Consider the following 16,615-nt stretch of genomic DNA (forward strand, 5'->3'; position numbering starts at 1 on the left):
GCTAAGCTTAAAGCCAATTAAGCGATCAACTCTCTCGGGTCACTCACTACACCGTTTACAGCAGAAGCAGCGGCAACTAATGGGCTCGCCAATAGTGTTCTAGAGCCTGGCCCTTGTCTCCCTTCGAAGTTACGGTTGGACGTACTCACGGCGAGTTTACCCGCTGGCACTTTATCATCGTTCATCGCGAGACATGCCGAACAACCTGGCTCTCTCAATTCGAAACCTGCTTCGGTCAAGATATCCAAAAGCCCTTCTTCTTTGATAGCAGCCTCTACCTTGTGTGAGCCTGGAACCAACCATGCCGTCACGTGATCGGCCTTTTTCTTTCCTTTGACGAGTTCGGCAAATGCACGAAAATCTTCGATTCGGCCGTTGGTACAGCTACCGAGGAATACATAGTCGATTTTCTTACCAATCATCGAGTCTCCTTGGTTGAAATTCATGTATCCCAGTGACTTTTCGTAAGTAGACACACCGCCATCCAGGTCCGCTGCATTCGGGATATTCTTGCTGATACCCATACCCATACCTGGATTGGTACCATAGGTAATCATCGGCTCTATATCACTCGCATCGTAGGTATATTCTTGATCAAACGACGCGTCTGCATCTGTCTTCAAGGTCTCCCAATAAGCCATGGCTTTGTCCCACGCAGCTCCTGATGGAGTAAACTCTCTGCCTTTGACGTATTCGAAGGTAGTTTCGTCTGGTGCAATCATACCTCCGCGTGCTCCCATCTCAATCGATAGGTTACATACAGTCATACGACCTTCCATGGTCATGTTTTCAAACACATCACCAGCATATTCTACGAAGTACCCTGTAGCACCAGAAGTCGTCAGCTTAGAGATGATATAAAGGGCAACGTCTTTTGGTGACACTCCTTTTTGTAGCGTACCGTTGACGTTGATTCTCATTTTCTTTGGTTTAGGCTGCATGATACACTGCGACGAGAGCACCATCTCCACCTCCGATGTACCGATACCGAAAGCGATCGCACCGAATGCACCGTGCGTAGAAGTATGCGAGTCTCCACATACGATCGTAGCACCAGGCTGAGTGATACCATACTCAGGCCCTACCACATGTACAATACCGTTTTTCTCATGTCCCAGGCCCCAGTGAGAGATTCCATGCTCCTTCGCGTTGGTTTCCAAGGCCTTCAATTGACTCGCAGACAATGGATCCTCCACAGGCAGGTGTTGGTTGATCGTCGGTGTGTTGTGATCAGCTGTCGCAAAAGTTTTCTCTGGATGTAAAACTTTCAAGCCTCTATTTTTCAATCCTAGAAAAGCAACTGGACTAGTCACTTCGTGTACCATGTGTCTATCGATAAACACAACGTCTGGTCCTCCTTCAATCTTTTTAACTACGTGCGAATCCCACACTTTGTCAAACAACGTCTTGCCCATAATTATGAATTTTTTAAATATTAAATCAAGTCATTCGATGGCATGATTATATAAATCACCCAAAATCGAAGCGCAAAGGTAAGGTATTGTGTGTTATTTCAGAGGTTTAGTTCGAATAATGGCGATGATTAAAGTGATAATTGAAATTTTAACAAAATTATATTCTTGATTTAATGAATTTGATAAATACGATCCTCATGGATTCATTCACCTATTTGTCGGTGGACAACTCTTGGATCAGTACAAACAAGCTATTCGAAAGACTCGTCACTTGATGTTTGATATTGACAGGAATGTCTAACTCGTCAAATTTGCGCAGCAAGTATTTGGTCTCCCCCTGCTCGTACTCTACCTCCCCTTCGACTAAGACCAACTTGGTCACGTAGGGAGTCTGATGCTCGGTGAGTATCACTCCTTGCTTGAGTCCTATTCCCAATATTCTGAGGTTTTCACTTTTCTCAATGACTTTGACCACTGGTTTGTCAGATTCCAGCAATTCTGTCCAGATGGCTTGATTGATGGCTGTTTTCATAGTTATTGTGGGGATTTGGCTTGCCTCGCCTGAAACAAGCGCATGAATGTAATGTGTGCCACGTTGCGTGCACGTTCTTTGGCAAGAATCGCCTTCTCTCCTTCGAACAGTGCGTCCAAGGTCTCGAACCACAGCTGTAGCCAATTGCCAAAATGCTCCTGCGAAATCGAGTGATTGTATTTTGCATCGACCTCTAGATGTGCCCTCATCGGATTGCCCTGAAACTTCTGCACATACAACAGGTTGGTTTCCCAAAAATCCGCAAGCTTAGACAAATGCTCTGGCCAATCCTGAATCACTCCATTGAAAATCGGACCAAGCATGTCATGCTCACGTACCTTACTGTAAAAGGCATTGACCAATAACTCTATATCTTGTCTCGATGTGATATCACTCTTCCTCATGGCACGAATAAAATTAAATCATCCTATAACTCTAGCATACGTGTGGTTCAAAGTTGTGTTTACATGACTAAAATCATAAAATAGCCTTAGGATTGAAACACCCATTCTTCAAAACAGTATGAACTAAGTAAATCGAAACAAAATATGAGATCAATAGAAAATAAAACAGCCCTAATCACGGGAGGCACAAAAGGAATAGGGTATGGTATTGCAGAAGCCATGCTCAAAGCCAACATGAAAGTAGCCATCACAGGGCGAAACCAAGAAGGAGTAAACAAAGCTCTCGCTGATTTGTCTAAACATGGAGAAGCTGTAGGCATCGTCGCTGACGTACGGGATGCTGCAGCTCTACGTGCTGCGACGGACCTGATAGTCAAACAATGGGGGCAACTCGATGTGGTCATTGCCAACGCAGGAGTAGGACACTTCGGATCAATCACCGAACTCACCGACGAGCAATGGAACGAAACAATAGACATCAATTTGACCGGGGTATTCAACACAGTCAGAGCTACCATTCCTGCACTCAAAGACACGAAGGGATACATCTTCACCATCGCAAGTTTAGCAGGAGCGAACTTCTTCGCAAAAGGCACTGCTTACAACGCGAGCAAGTTTGGATTGGTTGGTTTCACTCAAGCCATGATGCTAGATCTCCGACACGAGGGCATCAATGTATCCACCATCATGCCTGGCTCTGTCGCTACCTACTTCAACAACCACACACCAAACGAAGAGGATCATTGGAAAATTCAAATCGAAGACCTTGGACAAATGGTAGTAGATATGCTAAAACTCGACCCAAGAACTCTCCCTTCCAAAATAGAAGTGAGACCAAGTCAGCCTCCAGTAAAATAGTATTGAATACTGTCAATTAAGATAAAACGCCTCATGTAAAGTTTCACTTTGACATGAGGCGTTTTTAGCTCGTATCAACAAGCAACTAATCTTCTACTTTCGGATCAATCGAAATGAATGGCAATCTGATTTTTGGAATAATTGCCATCTTCATCTTTGACAGTGATGATCAAATAGAGGTGTTCACCCTCTTCGAGTGCATCAAGATCCGACTGAGTCACCACGATATTCGCATTCGCGAGTAATGATTCGATAGTAACGCTCGTTGCACCCTCCACCTCAAACTCTTCGTCATATATGGCATCTTCCAGTACACGTTCATGACTATGATCGTGTTCTTCACTTTCTTCGACATGTCCTACCTGTATATCCACATGGTCTAGCGCACCTTCTTGGTCTTCTATGTGTCCATAAAAAGCAAGTGACACTCCCAACTCTGCCTCATACTCGTCTACCTCGGTTCCATTGGCATCTTCAAAATGAATGAGAGCCATTTCATCATTTGTAATCCATATTTCACTTTCTATGGTCGACCCATCTGCAAAACTCGTAGTATTACCTGCTTCATCGATGGCTTGTACCACAAAGTGATAAGGACCTGCAGTAGCAGTCTCAGTAATTTCAATTTCCTGATCGATTTCCTGCATAGTCCCTGACGCAACGAAGCTCTGATCGTAACTAAACGCCTCCAACACACGACCATGTGTGTGCCCATCGAAATCATCATGAATCGTAATATTATAACTCGCTAACCCCTCATCGTCAGTAATCTCTCCGAGAACATGCATAGTCCAACCCGCAGCAAAACTATCCCCTGGAAAGGGCTCTTCCATCTCAATCACTGGAGCGGTCAAATCAGGGGTATTGTCATCCGATTCACAAGCTGAGATCATCGTGACAGCAAATAGGGCAATCCAAAAGTTCTTTTTCATCTTATTATTTATTTAGTTGTTTTTTTCCAAATGGCACATGCACAGATACAGAGAAGTTTCGCCCCTGCTCTGGCAAATTGAGTAGACGATATCTACTCAGGTGATTAAAATATTCTTGATCCAATAAGTTGTTGACACTAAAAAACACACGCAACTGAGTCGTTCCCCATGCTATTTGCGTATTGACATTCGCTCCCAACACGAAGTAACCTTCTGTGGCTCGTTCGTTGCGATCCACTCGGTTTTGATCCAACACCCATTTGCCATTGAATCCAAACTCTAGTGTTTTGACACATGCTCCTCTGAGTGCAAACTCGTACTCCAAATCCGAAAACAGCGACGGAGGTGGTGTCAATGGCAAAGGCAGATACGTATCGAGGTTGTAGTTGTATATATATTCCAAGGCTACTTTCCAATGCAGTGCTTGTATCGGGTGATACTCGACGGATACTTCTGTCCCTGCATAAAACACATCATTCTGCTGATACTGGTAGACTTGCGTGCTTTCGTAAAAGGCATCCGGATCGAGATTGTTGGAAAACAAAGCCGAAGGAGCCAGGTAAATGTAATCCTTGAAGAAAGATGCATAAGGAGTAACCACAAGACTTAAATTGGTCTGCTGATAGCTCAAACTCACATCAGCTTGAAATCCTCGCTCGGTAATCAATTCTGCATCACCGAGTTCGTGACGAAATGTCCCGTGATGGATACCATTGATACTCATCTCCGTAGCTGTTGGCACCTTGTAGCTTGTCCCTAGATTGAGTTTGGTATTGAACGAACTAGTAGGATAATAAGACACCCCCAACGCCGCAGAATAATTGAGGAACCATTTACTAACATCAGGATTTCTCTCATAGTATCTCACCACATCTTGATTTTGGTCATAGATCGGTTGCTCATAAGCGTCTATGTTTCGATTGGCATAATCTAGTCGTACCCCACCTGTCATAGTCCATCGGTCTTGTACTGTATACTCTTCGTAGTGAAACACACCAATGGCGGAAGAATGAAAATCAGGAATCAAATGCTCAAACCCTCCCTTTCGATTGACCTGATACTGTCCTTGGACTCCTAGGATACTGCTACGCTTCTTGCTCTTGTGCAAAAAGTACCGCCCATTTAATGTGAAAGTCTGCAAATCCAGACGCAGTGCAAGATCTGAATCCCCAATCACAACCTGCCCTGTGTGAGGGTTAGATATTTCCTTTCTCAGGTTATACTGATAGCCTATATCCAGTTCCAACCAGTTCTTCCCGAGCAGCAAGTTGGTATTGGAGATGATTTTGAAATGGTTCGTTTGCTGCTTTGGCTTATCTAGATTCCTATTATCGCCATCGGGCAACAACAATACTGCACTAGGTATGCCCACTGCTCCAGCAAACAAACCCACCTCCTGATGAAAATTGCTCAGAGTCAAGGTAGAATACCCCCAATATTTTTTCACACCCAACATCAGACTCACGTCACGCTCCTTACCTGCGGTATTCTTGAGGTGCTCGTCATAGATATTGTAGATGGTGCCGTTGTAATTGAACTCATCTGCGGGTACACGGTAATCCCCAAAATCCTGCGTACTCAAGCGCACCCGATACACCCAATCCTTCTTCCTCCCTTGAATATGAGTGGATGTCCCCACAAGCTGATTATTGGTTTTGTACAGCATCTGAAAACCTCCTGACAGGCCTTGCTGCTGAGGGATAGCTGGAGGGAAAATATTGATCACACCACCGAGTCCATCGGACCCATACATCAGCGAACCTGGCCCTTTGATTACCTCTACTCTGCCTGGGTCAAACATGTCAATTTCCAAGCCATGGTCCCCCCCCCACTGCTGACCTTCTTGTTTGACTCCTTTGTCATTGACGATCACACGATTGAACCCCATTCCACGTATCACAGGTTTAGCAATACCCACACCGGTACTGATAGCACTGACTCCAGGAAGGTCTTCTAGAGAGTTGACAAAAGAACCTCTCTGATTTTTCATCAAATATTCCGAATCAAGCATCTCCATAGACAGAGTCTGCTCTTTCGGACCATTTTTGTAGTAATTGGACTCTACGACAATCTCACTCAACTCGAGGGAGGTTTGAGACAAAGGCACAATCAGATATGTAGACAGGTCATCAGAGTCCACCAATACAGTCACCGCTCGATACCCCACATAACTGACATGGAGATGATAACTAGCCTCACGAACGTTCTCGAACCGAAATTCGCCATCCACATCAGTAATCATCCCCTGATTGAGTTCATGAATCTCTACCGTAGCACCTATGAGTATTTCTCTGGTCTGATCATCAATTACCTTACCCTCCAACACCGACTGCCCCCATGCACCGTTCCCCATCAAAAGGAATGCACTTAGCATCACCAAATCCCTCATGTCCTACTTGGAATAACAAGATTTACACAACCCGTTCATTATCATCTTGGTCTCATGTATGAGATACCCTGGGATATCCATGTGCGGAACACTATAATTGGGCAAACAATCGACATGGCCACAATCCGTACATTTGAAGTGTACATGATCGTGGTGATGATCCTTAGGTGCGCATTGTTCATCGCAAATCCCATAGCGAGCAATTCCCGAATCATCCGGTATCTTGTGTACCACGCCATTTTCGATGAAGGAGTTTAGCGTTCGAAACAATGTCACACGATCGTACCCTGTCAACTCATCTTCTAAGTGACGAGAAGTCAAAGCGTGTTTAGACGCTTTGAAGATAGAAAGTACATCAAGGCGGCAATCAGTCACTCTCAGACCATGATCTTTGAGCATTTGTCTCAATTCTGAATAAACTAGCATAGTTGCAAAGCTACAACTATTTGCAATCATGTTGCAAATAGTTGTGATGAATTTTTTGGACACAAAAAAAGGCGTCAGTAATTGACGCCCTTTTTACGCTTTTCCAAAGTGAAGCCCTTACGTTTCCGCACGTTGGATTTTGGTATCAAATTTTTCAAACCCTAGAAAAGACAAAGTAATCCCTCTGCTCTTGCTGCTGATTTTAAAATCATCAATTAGCTCCAATACATCCCAATGTATATCAGTAGTACGTGTCGCATCGATGATGACCTCACTACCGTCGGGAATCAACCCAAAAGTCTTGATCATACTTGCCTTGTTGAGAAAGCTCACGTTGTCTGAAAGTGGAATCTTAATTGGCTCATTTGGCTTGATCTTATTGGGGTCGAAATGATACGGTGTCTTAAAATTATTCCACAAAATAAACATAATAGCCACCACGAGCCCCATACCAATCCCCATGAGCAAGTCTGTGAATACCAATCCTAGCACGGTGGTGATATACGAGTAAAATTGAGCTCTGCCCGTGAAATAAATTTCTTTGAACATGGAAGGTTTGACAAGTTTGTACCCCACCATAATAAGGACAGCAGCCAAACTAGCAAGTGGAATCAAATTGAGCACTTGAGGAATGATCACCACACAGATCAGCATCAATACACCATGCATGATGGTAGATGCCTTGGTACGTCCACCAGATTGCACATTGGCTGAGCTGCGTACAATCACTTGTGTCACAGGCAGACCACCAATCAATCCTGAAAGAGAATTGCCTACTCCCTGTGCGATTAGCTCGCGATTGGTAGGGGTCACCCGCCGCTGTGGGTCCAACTTGTCCGCTGCCTCTACACTCAACAGTGTCTCCAAACTGGCTACAACCGCTATAGTAAAGGCTACAACATAAATTTTCTTATCTGCAAACATCCCCCAGTTTGGTGTCGCAAACATCTCGGTAAATTCCCCAAATGATTTTGAGACTGGTATATTGACAACATGCTCTCCAGCCAACGAGAAAAACGCATTGTTTTGAAAAGCCATATTTAAACCAATACCAGACAGCACAACAATCAACGGCCCATTGATATATTTGGTAAACTGCATTTTCTTCATAAATGGACGGTCCCACAAAATCAATATAGCGAGAGCCGAAAGACCAATCACCACTGCCCCTGGTGTGAAGTTGTCTAACGTATAAAGCAATTCAGAAAAGGTATTGTGCCCATCAGGCTGAAAGAAACCTAAGTCACCTTCTGGGTCATCATCGTACCCAAACAAGTGAGGAATTTGCTTCAAAATAATAATCAAACCAATACCGGACAGCATTCCTTTGATCACAGAAGAAGGTAAATAATATCCTATCACACCGGCCTTGGCTATTCCCATCAGCACCTGGATCACGCCCGCAATCACTACTGCGAGCAAGAAATTTTCGAACCCTCCCAAATCCGTAATCGAATTGAGCACTATGACGGCCAGTCCCGCCGCAGGACCACTCACTCCTAAGTGTGAACCACTGATAGAACCTACCACTATCCCTCCAATGATCCCCGCAATGATCCCTGAAAACAAGGGGGCTCCAGAGGCCAAGGCAATACCCAAACAAAGCGGTACCGCTACTAAAAAAACCACAAAACTTGCCGGAAAGTCACTACCCAAATTGGACAATAACCCTGACTTATTTGACTTACTCATGTCTTGATAAAGTTAATCGCTACCCATGTAGCATGATAAAAAACAGAATATTTGATGAGATCTCAAACTAGAGAACCAGACAGAGCATGACGTCTGGGGGGAGCTTGGCAACAGCAATAGAGCCTTCGCAAAGAAGAAACAAGTACCGAGACATATAATCATTTGACAGCAAGAAAAAATTGGAAAAATCTAAGTGCATACAGAACAATTCCTCGGCATGCATCTTTCCTTTCACTTCTTCATTTTTCTCTTCACTCTCCGTCTCTTCGACATCATTGTTCTCGATGAGCACATCCTGCTCCATCTCAAGCCACTGAGGCACTGCTACATTCAATATGAAAATACAGCAGAAGCCCATGAGTATCAATTGTGTCCTATAGTGAGTTCCTTTCATGGTTGCTTCAAAGATGATTTTTCAGACATTTGTCCAAAAATGAGAAAAACCACTATCTCAAAGATAAGGGTACGCGAAACAAATCAAGGAGATTCGCACTATTTAAGTTTAGTAAGGGGTAAGTCGGGAAGTTCCACAGTAAAAGTAGAGCCTTTGCCCAACACCGAATCAATTTGAAGTTCCCCTCCAAGCTTAGCAATGATCTCTGCCACCATGTATAGACCTAACCCTGAGCCCTCACTTCGAGTCGTAGCACGATAAAACATTTTAAAAATATCCTTGTGGTACTTTTTATCAATTCCTGGACCATTGTCTGTGACGATCATCACTACCCCTCGTATCGTTTTTTGCAGAACTATCGAGACAAAAGGGTCCATCACATCGTCAGGAGCATGATGTTTGAAAGCATTGGTAATCAAATTACTTAGTACAATTTTCAAGCGACTAGGGTCCGTATTCAGCACCATTTTATCACCCAAATCTAGTTGCCTCCTGATTTTTTTATAATTACCCGTAAAACTCAAATCATCTAGTATCTCCTGAATCATCTTATTGAGTTTGACTGATTGCACTTGCACACCCAGTCGTGCGTTTCTTGAGTAGTCAATGATGTCTTTGATGAAGCCATCCAAACGCATAACACTCGCCTCTATGTGCTCAAAATATACCTCTTGGTCTGTCTCTTTGTCATTTCTAGCCACAGCCACCAAGCCCAAAATAGAAGACAATGGCGAACGCATTTCGTGCGACGCACTGTAAACAAACCGATCCAGTTCAGCATTCACTTTCTTCAGCTCCACATTTTGACGATTGATAAATGCCACACGCCAACGGTACGCTCCCCCTACTATCAACCCTAGCATAGAAATAACCAAGGCATAAAACCACCAAGTTTCATAAAAAAACGGCAAAACCTCAAATGAAAAAGCATACTCTGAGGGGCTCCATGTCAACCCATCTACACTACTCATGACTCGAAAGGTAAAATGACCTGGAGGTATATTGGTGTACTCGATAGCTCCTACAGTAGACGGTTTACTCCATTGATGGTCAAATCCTTCCAACTTGAATTTATACAAATTCCGCTCCGGTGCAAGGTAACTCAATGCACTATATTGAAAAGTCATCCTTTTGACACTTGCTGACACCTCTATTTCATCCTCCCCATGCCAGTCCATTTCTTCATTGTCTACCATCACGTGTCGAATGAGTGGCAAAGACTGAAACTGATTTTGTTTGACCTTGAGCGGATCAACGATGCATATCCCTCCTAACGTTGGCACATAGATCTCGCCATTTTTGAGTTTCGTCATGCGCGTCGCTCCAGTACACTCCTCGTTGTTCATCCCGTTGGTCTCGTCTAGCACAAAAAAACCTACTCGCTCTACTTCGCCTCGCAGGTACGACTCAAATTCCTCTTTACTGATTTTCAAGACCCCCTTGTTGGAGCTCACCCAAATATGTCCATAATCATCCTCCATCACATCAAAGAACGTTCTGCTCTTACCGTCTGACTGCAACTCCACCAATGACAAACGATGACCATCAAAATACACCAACCCTACCGTAGAAGTCAATAAAGCCGTCCCGTCTTCATGCAATTCCATATTGAACAAGAGCATCCCCGAATCATCTTCATTCAAAGGGTAGGTTCGAGTCTGTCCTTCTGGATCAATAATCGTCAATCCCCCGCTGTGAGTCCCAACGTATATCTCTCCATTGACACTCTCCTCTACTGCCAAAACGAAACTGGACTTCATTCCTTTACCATTGGTATAGACCCGCTGTATTTGTCCGTCTCTAAACTTCACCAAACCGCCAGAGCGACTACCAAACCAATAATCTCCTCGCCCATCTTTGAGTACCGTTCTGAAATTATTGGCAGGCATGCCCGTCTGTATGGAATAGCGCGTTTCACCCTGTAAACGCTTATGTACGACCCCTCCATAAGTCGCCAACCACAACGATCCATCTGAGTCATGGTAGATATCTCGAACTCCATTATCATACAATTTAGACTCTACCTTAATTCGCTTGTTGCTGTCTCCATTGCGCTGATCAATCAGGTTCTGGTCTGACCCTATGTAGAGTTTACCATCCCATGATTCATGAACAATATAGACGCGATTGCTCGTAATATCAGGCACGATCAAATTGGTCGCTAAACTTCTTTTGAGTCGAATCAACCCCGCTCTATTTGAGCTCACCCAGATATTATCTTCTTTATCCATCATAAGGGAAGACACTCGTACCAATTCCACTCCTCTTTTCTGATACAAGTTTTCCAAAGTACCTGTCTCTTGATCATACTTCAATACCCCAAGCTCAGACCCCACCCAAATGGAATTGTCAGAATCAACCATGATGCAATTGACATAGATATCAAACAAGGATACGACATCTTGCAGACCTTCCTCTGGCGTATAATACTGTAATCCGCCGTTTGTCCCGATCAAAATCCTCCCGGCTTGGTCTTGAGCAATCGCATTGACGGTATTGCTTCTCAGACCATCGGCCAAGGTAAAATGCAAGGTATCTGTTTCGGTCAACCCATAGACGCCCTTTCCTTCCGTACCAATCCAAACATCCCCAGAGGCCGTTCCATGCAAAGCCTTGACCGTGACATTGGAAAGCTCCTCTATCAATACAGCTTGTGAAGTATCTTGATGCACACGATACAAGCCAAAATTGTCTGTCCCAGCATACACTTCCCCTTGGTTCATCACTATGATATCTCTCACTGACTTAGGAATACGACCAATTTTCGGTCTTAGCAAAGCAAATTTCCCTGATTTGTACGACACTATACCATTTCCCTGCGAACCAAGCAAGAGCTCACCTGAAGCTCGCTCCGCCACACAATGAAAACCATCGGTCTTCAGAATGGACAAGCTGTTTTTATCAAAAATCTCGACACGTTCCCCGTCGTAAATCATTACTCCATTGAATGAAGTCACCCATATTAAACCTTGAGAATCTTGAAAAACAGAAGTAAGATTATTGGAACTAAGCCCATCACTGGTCGTCCACTGTGAAATACTCAGATCGCTCAAAGACAGACTTGGATCGCCCTCTTGGGCATACGCACGATAGTCTACCCACAGCTGTGAAACAATTACATAAAAAAGGGCAAGGGAAAATCGGATATAGGCTTTAGTCATACTCTTTTTGAATCAAAAAATCACCTTAGCAATCCCTTCGATATTACCTGAAGAAATCCAAGCTTACAATGATCTACTGATTGATGCTGCATCATGAACAATCAAAATCTAAAAGAAAGATAATCATAATTCATAATGGCTTATCGATTTGATCGGGAGGATAAAGAATTATTCGACGAATAAACTCGTTTTGAATCGCTCAAAACCTATCCTGCCTCCAACCACTACAACTCTACCCCTTTGTTCAGAAGACAGAACCTACGCTCCTTGAGAATCACCGCTCTCTCCTAACTCACTGATTACTTGCCTCTTTGAAAAGAAAACACTCACCCATCCAGCTATACGATGGGCAACAAAAAAGCTGCTATTCCATCACAGAATAACAGCTTGTATATCAAGATCATTGAATCAGACTAAAATTCGACGATTACAAATTCAGTTCTACGGTTGGCCTTACGTCCTTCCTCGGTTGTATTGTCAGCAATCGGCACAGACTCGCCATACCCCTTGGACTGGAGCCTCGTCTCTTCCACACCAGCGAGTACCATATAGGCTACCACTGCATCGGCTCTGGCTTGAGACAACTTCAGGTTGAGTTCGTCAGACCCTACATTGTCTGTGTGTCCTCCTACTTCGATCACCATTGTCGAGTTATCAGTCAAGAGCTGCACGGCCTTGTTGAGTTCGACATAAGAAATGGGCTTCAATTCTGCTCTACCTGATTCAAAGAAAATATTATTCAATACCACCTTGGTTCCCTTTTCTATAGGTTCCAACAATATATCCTTTGAAATCTCCATGTAGTTTGTATCCTTCGGCAAATCAAAACTTTGTGAATAAAAGAAATAACCATCCTTGCTAGCAGACACACTATAGCTTCGTCCAGCCGGCAAGACTATCAAATACTCCCCCGTCTCATCATTACTTTTGTTGAGTGCGATCAGCTCACCTGTCACCATATCCTCTATCAATACCACTGCCCCGATCGGCGCACCAGTATTGGCATTGGAAACAACTCCCTGCACAACAATCGATGGCTTAGGTTTCAAATGGTCTGGCAACTCCATTTCGAACAAGTCATAATTATTCGCATCCAAGCGTGACGAAGCAAAGTATCCCATCCCCGAGGCAGAAATACTAAAGTTGGTATCATCACCAGACGAATTGATTGGTGCCCCAACATTGATTGGCACACCCCATTTACCATTGTCAAACAAAGTGTAAAAGATGTCTGACTCGCCATACCCTGGATGTCCTTCTGAGGCATAGTACAGAGATTTCCCATCCGAAGCAATATACGGACTCTTGTCACTCAATGGTGTATTGACAACACTACCAAGGTTGGACGGAATACCCCACTCCCCGTACTGATTGAGAGAGGTCACATACAAATCCGATTCGCCATACCCTCCATCACGTGTCGACGAAAAAATAATCCTCGTGCCATCCGAATTGATGGTAGGTTGAGAATCCCAAGCGCTGCTATTGACCACATTACCCATATTGGTAGGTTCAGTCCATTGTCCATCTATGAGATAGGCGATATACAAATCACACCCTCCTATACTCTCCTCGGTACCACAGCGTACATAGACCATCGTCTGACCGTCACCGGTGAATGACGAACCAAAATCATCCGTCGTAGAATTGATAGGTTCAGGCATCAACACTGGCGCCTGCCAAGTCCCATTTTCAAAATTCGAGAAGTAAACATCCTCTCCATAATGATTGGCACGAGAACTATCCTTGACATTATCAAACCCACCTTGTCGTACACTAGTGAAGTATAGCCTCGTCCCTGTGGGGTTCACTTGAGGTGTATAGTCATGTGCACTACTGTTAACATTCACCAAAGGTTGTGGCTGGTCTTCACTATTCTTAGACCCTCTGATCTCAGGACTTCTTTTGGTATATTCAATTCTATTTCTGGCCAAATGCAGTGTAGACACATCTTTTGGCTCCTTAGGTATGAAATCGTAAAACTTCTCAAAATAGCGTTGCGCCTTTGGTAGATCATCCATGAGGATGTAGGCGTTACCTATATAGCTGTATATCCAAGGATTGTAATCTGGATTGATATCCTCTAGCCTTTTGAGACAATACACCGCACGTTCGGGGTTGTGGTCATTCATAAAAGCCATCCCTGCGTAGTACCATGAGTTTTCATGGTAGCTTTTGTATTTAAGAGCCGTCTCAAACTGCGTCACAGCTTCTTTGTAATCACCTTTTTTGTAGGCTGTCACACCATTTTTATAGGCCTTCTTAAACTCTAGCTCTAGGTTTGTAGATTGTCCCATAGCACCTTGCACGAATACAAGAGAGATGAGAATGAGTATATAACTGATCGATTGTTTCATGAGTATGTAGTTTTTCCCAAAACTAAAGTTAAAAAGTTTGAGGAAAAAACGAAGTAACCAGAGATCCCAAAACGAACCATTCCTCATTCATCGATGAATTCCTAAAACTCGTCGAAGGAATAGACAGCTAAAACAATTTGGCATCATGCTTGTAACCCTCTGGATGAAGGATCGTCGCAAACCATTCTTTCCACCTAGCAACAACTTAAACAGAAAAATCATGAACCCATTTAATTCCAATCAACTCACAAGCCTTTTGAAATGTGGACAAAAGAAAACTGCTTCGCTCATCAATAAGTTCAACCTACAGGACCACCCCTTCCCCAAAAAAGATATTGAATTCAACGTCTCTCACTTTTTGCGCAGACCCATCGCCAACATGTATAGTATTGTCTTTGAGATTGGCTTGGATTTAAAAAACGGCCACAATCTCCAACGAGACCTCAATTTCCTCAAGTCACTGAACAAAGAACTGACCAAAGCAATCGATAAAATAGAAAAAATTCTCAAAGAGGACAGTATAGAAAATATCGAAAAAAATGAAGATCACTTGAAGATCATTTCTCTTAACATGTTCCTATAATCAGATAAACACCTTTGGACCAGCTTTCAAGAGGTCTTGAAACTCCGAAGGTCCGTCTACTACTTCGTTCTTGAAATTATCCAATTCATCCTTGGTTTCGGCAGACAAGAGGTCTACAACTTCATCCAACACTGGTCCAGAAATCATATAAGGAAACTCTGTAAAGACCAGCTGCTCCCCCACACAATAAGCATAAATTTGGCACTCTGCTAACTGCTCTACATGCCTCCCACTAACCATGCAATGCTCAATCCATTTGATTGGATCGTAATCTTCCGAGCTCACCAAAAGCTGACGATGTGGATTAAATCCAACATTTTGTTGAAAGTACTCCATCAAATTGGTCAAGGACTCTTTGGACAACATGGACTTCATACCATCTGCACACGTCAAACACACCGCATATTCGAATATCGTAGCGTAGGACGCATACCGTCCATATGGCTTCAATGCCTTTTCGATCAAATAAGGTATCCCTTCTTCCCTAAGTTGCCTTTCGCACTGAATGCACTTCTCAAAAGGTCCTCCAGTATAATCACAGTAGAAAATTTTTGGGATATCAACTTGTACAGAGCGTATAGACATGGCATCAATATAGACTAATAAAAAATTAAGGGTACAAAATCATCTCTAAACGAACTTCCTTTTCATGTTCGTCAGACAAAACAACTAAAATCTTGTCCTCCTCCAGGCGTTTGTAGACAATGCGCTTGGGAAAATCATGTGCTGGATTGACAAAAACATCTTCAATTTCAAGACCGAGATTGTGACGAAAACATATCTCTCTCCCTTCGTTGTGATTTAGTACTGTAGCGCAGTAAGACACCTCTCCATCTAGCCACACAATCAACAATCGCTCCCGAATCACCTCAACCCCATCCAGCATAGCATACCCGTGCCCAACCAATTCTCTACCTGTTTTCCATTCCCACGTTTCATATGCAGGCTGACCGACCACCTTCCAAGTCCCTATCAAATAGGCAAATTGAGCCAACTCCTTCTGTACTTTTTCCAATTGGTACAAAGCTTCCAAATCACCAGATACCTTTTCTGCATTGTGATCCAGCTGAGTCAACATTCCCACACTCCAGATGTACTGAGCCCTTGTCTCTCTGCCACTAGCGTCAACAAGTTGAATTCTACTTCCCTCTCTATCATCCAATATCCAGACTCCCAATACCATTTTTTATTTTCGCCGAGGTATTGTCTTCCCAAACGATAGCTTCCCTCTTCTCTCAATTCCAACTGAGTATTGACACCAGGGCAATCCGCACAAGGCAATACCCCTACGTACAACCCATCAACTGACTGGTCAGACCCTTCTTCAGCCTTGTTGGGCAAGCACCCCAACATGACCGCAAGCAGTAATAACCACTGCCATTCAAAGACTACCTTTCCTTTCTTCCAGCGCATAACTTTTTAACATCCAATACATTATACTTACACACTTCTTGATTAAACCAAAAAAGCAT

General features: G+C 43.5%; 15 protein-coding genes. 2 read left to right on the forward strand and 13 right to left on the reverse strand.

All coding sequences use genetic code 11. The features are described 5' to 3' along the window. Positions 1 to 17 precede the first annotated feature (17 nt). From leuC to BFP72_RS09025, 3 genes are all read right to left on the reverse strand, one after another. Complete coding sequence (gene leuC / locus BFP72_RS09015; RefSeq protein ID WP_099598822.1) at positions 18 to 1,415, reverse strand: 3-isopropylmalate dehydratase large subunit; 1,398 nt, start codon at positions 1,413 to 1,415, stop codon at positions 18 to 20. 211 nt (positions 1,416 to 1,626) lie between these two features. Beyond that, positions 1,627 to 1,947 (reverse strand): hypothetical protein, encoded by a 321-nt coding sequence (locus BFP72_RS09020; RefSeq protein ID WP_099598823.1) that lies wholly within the window; start codon positions 1,945 to 1,947, stop codon positions 1,627 to 1,629. Positions 1,948 to 1,949: 2 nt separating this feature from the next. Further along, positions 1,950 to 2,351, reverse strand: a complete 402-nt coding sequence (locus tag BFP72_RS09025) for a group III truncated hemoglobin (protein WP_099598824.1) — start codon at positions 2,349 to 2,351, stop codon at positions 1,950 to 1,952. Positions 2,352 to 2,495: 144 nt separating this feature from the next. On the opposite strand from BFP72_RS09025, the gene BFP72_RS09030 reads away from it, so the two are divergent. Then, the gene (locus BFP72_RS09030) at positions 2,496 to 3,209 is read left to right on the forward strand and encodes an SDR family oxidoreductase (RefSeq protein WP_099598825.1); all 714 of its coding nucleotides are present in this window, start codon (positions 2,496 to 2,498) and stop codon (positions 3,207 to 3,209) included. Between the two features lie 104 nt (positions 3,210 to 3,313). On the opposite strand, the gene BFP72_RS09035 is transcribed toward BFP72_RS09030, so the two are convergent. The 7 genes from BFP72_RS09035 to BFP72_RS09065 form a co-directional block, all read right to left on the reverse strand. Further along, positions 3,314 to 4,141 (reverse strand): DUF4625 domain-containing protein, encoded by an 828-nt coding sequence (locus tag BFP72_RS09035; protein ID WP_099598826.1) that lies wholly within the window; start codon positions 4,139 to 4,141, stop codon positions 3,314 to 3,316. A 4-nt stretch (positions 4,142 to 4,145) separates the two neighbouring features. Beyond that, the gene (locus tag BFP72_RS09040; RefSeq protein WP_099598827.1) at positions 4,146 to 6,530 is read right to left on the reverse strand and encodes a TonB-dependent receptor; all 2,385 of its coding nucleotides are present in this window, start codon (positions 6,528 to 6,530) and stop codon (positions 4,146 to 4,148) included. A gap of 3 nt (positions 6,531 to 6,533) precedes the next feature. Then, positions 6,534 to 6,929: a Fur family transcriptional regulator gene (locus BFP72_RS09045; protein WP_255397182.1), complete on the reverse strand. Its 396-nt coding sequence runs from the start codon at positions 6,927 to 6,929 to the stop codon at positions 6,534 to 6,536. A gap of 144 nt (positions 6,930 to 7,073) precedes the next feature. Further along, on the reverse strand, positions 7,074 to 8,648 hold the full coding sequence (locus BFP72_RS09050) for a SulP family inorganic anion transporter (protein WP_099598829.1): 1,575 nt from the start codon (positions 8,646 to 8,648) through the stop codon (positions 7,074 to 7,076). A 67-nt stretch (positions 8,649 to 8,715) separates the two neighbouring features. Continuing rightward, positions 8,716 to 9,042 (reverse strand): hypothetical protein, encoded by a 327-nt coding sequence (locus tag BFP72_RS09055; RefSeq protein WP_099598830.1) that lies wholly within the window; start codon positions 9,040 to 9,042, stop codon positions 8,716 to 8,718. Positions 9,043 to 9,140: 98 nt separating this feature from the next. Continuing rightward, positions 9,141 to 12,203 carry a sensor histidine kinase gene (locus BFP72_RS09060; protein WP_099598831.1) on the reverse strand — a complete coding sequence of 1,021 codons (3,063 nt, stop codon included), beginning with the start codon at positions 12,201 to 12,203 and terminating at the stop codon, positions 9,141 to 9,143. 413 nt (positions 12,204 to 12,616) lie between these two features. Further along, positions 12,617 to 14,560 (reverse strand): OmpA family protein, encoded by a 1,944-nt coding sequence (locus tag BFP72_RS09065; RefSeq protein ID WP_158233352.1) that lies wholly within the window; start codon positions 14,558 to 14,560, stop codon positions 12,617 to 12,619. Between the two features lie 220 nt (positions 14,561 to 14,780). On the opposite strand from BFP72_RS09065, the gene BFP72_RS09070 reads away from it, so the two are divergent. Further along, the gene (locus BFP72_RS09070; RefSeq protein WP_143520006.1) at positions 14,781 to 15,143 is read left to right on the forward strand and encodes a hypothetical protein; all 363 of its coding nucleotides are present in this window, start codon (positions 14,781 to 14,783) and stop codon (positions 15,141 to 15,143) included. On the opposite strand, the gene BFP72_RS09075 is transcribed toward BFP72_RS09070, so the two are convergent. From BFP72_RS09075 to BFP72_RS09085, 3 genes are read right to left on the reverse strand one after another with little or no spacing between them, the layout of a single operon-like run. Next, entirely contained in the window at positions 15,144 to 15,728 is a 585-nt protein-coding gene (locus BFP72_RS09075) for a hypothetical protein (protein WP_099598834.1), read from the reverse strand. Between the two features lie 25 nt (positions 15,729 to 15,753). Beyond that, positions 15,754 to 16,221, reverse strand: a complete 468-nt coding sequence (locus BFP72_RS09080; RefSeq protein WP_099598835.1) for a hypothetical protein — start codon at positions 16,219 to 16,221, stop codon at positions 15,754 to 15,756. Beyond that, positions 16,215 to 16,556, reverse strand: coding sequence for a copper resistance protein NlpE N-terminal domain-containing protein (locus tag BFP72_RS09085; protein ID WP_099598836.1), 342 nt, complete (start codon positions 16,554 to 16,556; stop codon positions 16,215 to 16,217). Before BFP72_RS09085 ends, BFP72_RS09080 begins: the two co-directional genes overlap by 7 nt. Between the last annotated feature and the right edge of the window lie 59 nt (positions 16,557 to 16,615).

The sequence above is a fragment of the Reichenbachiella sp. 5M10 genome (assembly GCF_002742335.1).
Classification (GTDB): domain Bacteria; phylum Bacteroidota; class Bacteroidia; order Cytophagales; family Cyclobacteriaceae; genus Reichenbachiella.

Coding starts and splice junctions, on each gene's coding strand:
- BFP72_RS09070 (WP_143520006.1), top strand. CDS start 14,781: ATGAACCCATTTAATTCCAATCAACTCACAAGCCTTTTGAAATGTGGA.
- BFP72_RS09025 (WP_099598824.1), bottom strand. CDS start 2,351: ATGAGGAAGAGTGATATCACATCGAGACAAGATATAGAGTTATTGGTC.
- BFP72_RS09030 (WP_099598825.1), top strand. CDS start 2,496: ATGAGATCAATAGAAAATAAAACAGCCCTAATCACGGGAGGCACAAAA.
- BFP72_RS09040 (WP_099598827.1), bottom strand. CDS start 6,530: ATGAGGGATTTGGTGATGCTAAGTGCATTCCTTTTGATGGGGAACGGT.
- BFP72_RS09085 (WP_099598836.1), bottom strand. CDS start 16,556: ATGCGCTGGAAGAAAGGAAAGGTAGTCTTTGAATGGCAGTGGTTATTA.
- BFP72_RS09080 (WP_099598835.1), bottom strand. CDS start 16,221: ATGTTGACTCAGCTGGATCACAATGCAGAAAAGGTATCTGGTGATTTG.
- BFP72_RS09050 (WP_099598829.1), bottom strand. CDS start 8,648: ATGAGTAAGTCAAATAAGTCAGGGTTATTGTCCAATTTGGGTAGTGAC.
- BFP72_RS09075 (WP_099598834.1), bottom strand. CDS start 15,728: ATGTCTATACGCTCTGTACAAGTTGATATCCCAAAAATTTTCTACTGT.
- BFP72_RS09020 (WP_099598823.1), bottom strand. CDS start 1,947: ATGAAAACAGCCATCAATCAAGCCATCTGGACAGAATTGCTGGAATCT.
- BFP72_RS09060 (WP_099598831.1), bottom strand. CDS start 12,203: ATGACTAAAGCCTATATCCGATTTTCCCTTGCCCTTTTTTATGTAATT.
- BFP72_RS09045 (WP_255397182.1), bottom strand. CDS start 6,929: ATGCTCAAAGATCATGGTCTGAGAGTGACTGATTGCCGCCTTGATGTA.
- leuC (WP_099598822.1), bottom strand. CDS start 1,415: ATGGGCAAGACGTTGTTTGACAAAGTGTGGGATTCGCACGTAGTTAAA.
- BFP72_RS09035 (WP_099598826.1), bottom strand. CDS start 4,141: ATGAAAAAGAACTTTTGGATTGCCCTATTTGCTGTCACGATGATCTCA.
- BFP72_RS09055 (WP_099598830.1), bottom strand. CDS start 9,042: ATGAAAGGAACTCACTATAGGACACAATTGATACTCATGGGCTTCTGC.
- BFP72_RS09065 (WP_158233352.1), bottom strand. CDS start 14,560: ATGAAACAATCGATCAGTTATATACTCATTCTCATCTCTCTTGTATTC.